The organism is Streptomyces sp. AC558_RSS880 (assembly GCF_019049255.1).
GTDB lineage: Bacteria > Actinomycetota > Actinomycetes > Streptomycetales > Streptomycetaceae > Streptomyces.
Genome location: NZ_JAGMUJ010000010.1, coordinates 63,319 through 67,424 on the forward strand (window position 1 = coordinate 63,319; position 4,106 = coordinate 67,424).

General features: G+C 70.4%; 4 protein-coding genes, 1 tRNA gene and 1 pseudogene. 4 read left to right on the plus strand and 2 right to left on the minus strand.

Translation table 11 applies throughout. The features are described from left to right. Positions 1-126: 126 nt before the first annotated feature. Entirely contained in the window at positions 127-591 is a 465-nt protein-coding gene (locus tag KUM38_RS04675; protein WP_217127994.1) for a GatB/YqeY domain-containing protein, read from the minus strand. A 104-nt stretch (positions 592-695) separates the two neighbouring features. Here KUM38_RS04675 and KUM38_RS04680 point away from each other — a divergent pair, with 104 nt between their 5' ends. The 3 genes from KUM38_RS04680 to KUM38_RS04690 all read left to right on the plus strand — a co-directional run bounded on the left by KUM38_RS04680 (position 696) and on the right by KUM38_RS04690 (position 2,585). Beyond that, entirely contained in the window at positions 696-1,637 is a 942-nt protein-coding gene (locus KUM38_RS04680) for a metallophosphoesterase (RefSeq protein ID WP_217127995.1), read from the plus strand. Between the two features lie 55 nt (positions 1,638-1,692). Further along, positions 1,693-2,478 carry a Pr6Pr family membrane protein gene (locus KUM38_RS04685; RefSeq protein ID WP_217127996.1) on the plus strand — a complete coding sequence of 262 codons (786 nt, stop codon included), beginning with the start codon at positions 1,693-1,695 and terminating at the stop codon, positions 2,476-2,478. A 33-nt stretch (positions 2,479-2,511) separates the two neighbouring features. Beyond that, a tRNA-Pro gene (locus KUM38_RS04690) sits at positions 2,512-2,585 on the plus strand. Between the two features lie 177 nt (positions 2,586-2,762). Here the strand turns inward: KUM38_RS04690 and KUM38_RS04695 are convergent. Then, positions 2,763-3,248 carry a hypothetical protein gene (locus KUM38_RS04695; RefSeq protein WP_217127997.1) on the minus strand — a complete coding sequence of 162 codons (486 nt, stop codon included), beginning with the start codon at positions 3,246-3,248 and terminating at the stop codon, positions 2,763-2,765. Positions 3,249-3,555: 307 nt separating this feature from the next. Here KUM38_RS04695 and KUM38_RS41565 point away from each other — a divergent pair. Continuing rightward, positions 3,556-3,999, plus strand: a pseudogene (locus tag KUM38_RS41565) (transposase); the annotation flags it as partial. Between the last annotated feature and the right edge of the window lie 107 nt (positions 4,000-4,106).

The following is a 4,106-nucleotide window of genomic DNA, read 5'->3' on the forward strand; positions in this document are numbered from 1 at the left end:
GCCCCTTCCCCGCTGTCGGGGGAAGGGGCCGTCCGACGTCGTACGACGTACCCGCGATGCGACGGGAGCGGACGCGGACGCGACCGGCCGCGCACCGCACGTCGCACCCGGCGCAGGCCCCGTCGGTCAGCCGGCCAGCAGCTTCTTCACCGCGGCGGCGACCCGGCCGCCCTCCGCCTGCCCGGCCACCTTCGGGTTCACGATCTTCATCACGGCGCCCATGGCCCGCGGCCCTTCGGCGCCCGCCGCCTTCGCCTCCTCGACGGCCTGGGCGACGATCGCGTCCAGCTCCTCGTCGGACAGCTGCTGGGGCAGGTACTGCGCCAGCACCTCGCCCTCCGCCTTCTCCCGCTCGGACTGCTCGGGGCGGCCGCCCTGCGCGAAGGCCTCCGCCGCCTCGCGGCGCTTCTTCGCCTCGCGGGTGATCACCTTCTGCACCTCGTCGTCGGAGAGCTCGCGCTTCTCCTTCCCCGCGACCTCCTCCTTGGTGATCGCGGCGAGCGTCAGCCGGAGCGTCGAGGAGCGGAGCTCGTCGCGCTCCTTGATCGCGGCGTTGAGGTCTTCCTGCAGCTTCGACTTGAGCGTGGTCATGGCTAGATTGTCGCAGGTGTGCGAGGCGTGACGCCTGCTGATTTAAGGGGCCCTCGCATCCACGGGCGTGCGGAGCGCCCGCCCGGGTCTGACACGATGGACACATGCGCGCGCGATACAAGATCCCCCTGGGAATCACGGCGGCCGGCGCCGCCGGACTGCTGTACGCGGCGGGCTTCGAGGCCCGCTCCTTCCGCCTCCGACGGGTGACCGTCCCCGTCCTCCCGTCCGGGATGCGCCCCCTGCGCGTGCTCCAGGTCTCCGACATCCACATGGTCGGCGGCCAGCGCAAGAAGCAGCGCTGGCTGCGCTCCCTGGCGGGCCTGCGCCCCGACTTCGTGCTCAACACGGGCGACAACCTGTCCGACCCCGAGGGCGTGCCGGAGGTCCTCGACGCACTCGGCCCCCTGATGGAGTTGCCGGGCGCGTACGTCTTCGGCTCCAACGACTACTACGGCCCCACCCTGCGCAACCCCGGCCGCTACCTGATCGAGAAGGTCCAGGGCCGCCACGGCCTGAACGGCAACCCCCCGGTCGTCGGCGCGGTCCACAACCCCTGGGAGGACCTGCGGGACGGCTTCGACGCGGCGGGCTGGCTGAACCTGACGAACACCAGGGGCACGCTGAAGATCGAGGGCACGTCGATCGAGCTGACCGGCCTGGACGACCCGCACATCAAGCGCGACCGCTACGCGGAGGTCTCGGGCGGCCCGTCGGACGGGGCGGACTTCTCGATGGGCGTCGTCCACGCCCCGTACCTGCGCGTCCTGGACTCCTTCGCGGCCGACGGCTACCCGCTGATCCTGGCCGGCCACACCCACGGCGGCCAGCTCTGCATCCCCTTCTACGGCGCCCTGGTCACCAACTGCGACCTGGACACGGACCGTGTGAAGGGCCTGTCCACGCACACGTCCGAGGGCCACACGTCCTACCTCCACGTCTCCGCGGGCTGCGGCACCAGCCGCTACACCCCGGTCCGCTTCGCCTGCCCCCCGGAGGCGACGCTGCTGACCCTGGTGGGCCGCGAGCAGGGAGCCGTCGGGTAACCCGTCCGGCCCACCCGCATCGCCCCGCACCGGACATCCGCCCACGCTGGGGTGCATGACCGCCCCGATACCCAGGGACCTCCCTGACCTCCCCGCCCTGCCGCGTACGCATCCGGCGTCGGCCGCCCTCTTCGCCCCCGCCAGAGCCGTCGTCCCGCTGGTACGCCGCCCGCTGACGGCGGCGTACCGCCTGCTCGTGGCGCTGCTGGCAGCGGGCGCGGTGCTGGTGGCGGCCCTCCTCGGCAGCCCGGCCCAGGTCCTGAGCCACTTCGCGGTCCAGAGCGCGGTCCTGCTGGCACTGGTCATGTTCGCCTCGGCCCGCCGCGCCCGGAACGCCCGCTACCCCCTGCCGGGCGCTCTCACGGGGGCGGCCCTGCTGTACGTGATCACGGCGTCCCTGGCCCACCACATCCTCCTGGCGGACGCGGCCCCGCGCTTCTCGATGACGAACACGACCGCCGGAATGGGCTGGCTTGAGCCGTTCGCCGCCCACACCCTGCACACGGTGCTCCCCATCGCCGCGGTACTGGACTGGCTCCTCCTCTCCCCGTCGGCCCGCACCCGCCTCCGCCAGGCCGCCGCCTGGCTGCTGTACCCCCTGGCCTACCTGGCCTTCACCCTGGCCCGGGGCGCACTCCTCCCCGGCTCCCCCGCCCGCTACCTCCACCCCTTCCTCGACGTCGCCCGGCACGGCTACCGGAGCGTCCTCGCCCACGCCCTCCTCCTGGGCCTCGCCTGCTACGCCCTGGCCGTCCTCCTCGTGGCCCTGGACCACGCCCGCCCCAACCCGGTCCGCCACCCCTCGAAAACCGGATTTCGTCTCCGGCTCCCATTGGGCTAAAGTAAACGTCGTCGCCGCGACAGCAGCGACAATCGGGGTGTAGCGCAGCTTGGCAGCGCGCTTCGTTCGGGACGAAGAGGTCGTGGGTTCAAATCCCGCCACCCCGACAGTGAAGTACCAGGTCAGGGGCCTGATCCGCTCGACGGATCAGGCCCCTGAGTGGTTCCTGGGCCCATTTCGGGAGCCGTTTGGGAACCGACGTCGGAACCCAGCTCCCCTGGTCGTGGCAGCGCCTGACACGTCACGGACCATTGATGCGTTCTACCGCGACAGCAGACTCAGGCTTACGTCTCGGCGTCCTTGTCCGACGGGTCCTGCCGCTTCAGTCGCTTCCACACGCGCGATGTCGCGGGCACGGCAGTCTCAGACAACCAGCGTTTCGCGTGTGGAGCCGCGATCTGCGCAGCCTTCGCCCCGACCAGCAGCGCGGCAGCGATCGCAACCATGCGCAGATCGACAGGCGTACCGGTGCCACCGGGTGCACACCGGTCGGTGGCATCGGCCGGCTCGGCTTCGGCGACGGTCACGTCGTCGTCGGGGAACGACTCGGCGGGCTCGGGCGGAGTTGGCGCATCGGCCATGTCGTTCAGCAGAGCCGCGAGAGTCTCGTCGCTCCACGTCGTTGTGGTCCACTGGCGGTAGTAGTGCAGGGACCTGACGTTGCCCCTGTGATGATCTTCTTGGGTGCCGTACTTCTCCCCCTTGTCGGTCAGGGAGTACGCGCCCGGCTCGCCTGTCAGGTAGCCATACCTGTGCAGCAGCTCGTTCATCTCCCGCCCGGTTCTGCCGATCTCCCGGCCGAGCACAGTTGCCGATTTACCCACCGCTCCCGCACCTCCCCGCTCGGCCGGGCGCAGACAGGCTCCCGGCATCCCCAAGGCAGGGAAAGCTACTCGGTGCCACGGCCTTGTGCGGGGCAATTGCGGCATTCGTTATGCACGGCTCACGTGCGAGGGCAGGTGCAGCTGGTCGCGCGCCGGTCTTCTGGGATCCGGTGACGCGATCATGATCCGTGGGGCAGGAGGCGCCGGGCAGTGTCCTGGTACAGGACGTACAAGATGCCCTGCAGGCACAGCCGACCGTCTCTGGCAGGCTTATCTGCGGCGCTTCGACATCGAGCACACCTTCCGCCTGTTCAAGCAGACCCTGGGCTGGACCGCACCGAAGATCCGCACTCCCCAGGCGGCTGGCCGATGGACCTGGTTGATCGTCGCCACCTGCACCCAGTTGCGGCTTGCCCGGCCGCCGGCAGCCGACCGGCGTCGGCCGTGGGAGAAACCCAGCCCGCCGGACAGGCTCACCCCCGCCCGCGTCCGCCGGGACTTCCGGCACATCCGCCCAGCGACCGCCTGCCCGGCCCAGGCACCGAAACCCTCCCGGCTCGGCCCCGGACGACGACCACCAGGCCGCAAGAACACCCAACCCACACCCCGCCACGACGTGCGGACACCCCGCACAACACAGCCGGCGCGACGACGGACGAAGAAGTCGACGACCACACGGCCCCGGCACACAGGTTAAAAAATCAAGCTACTGAGTTTTTCGTTAGTTCTGTGGTGGTGAGGGGTGAATGATCAGGCCGGTGTGGGTGAGGAAGGACCACGGGAGTTGCTCGCTGGAGCAGACGC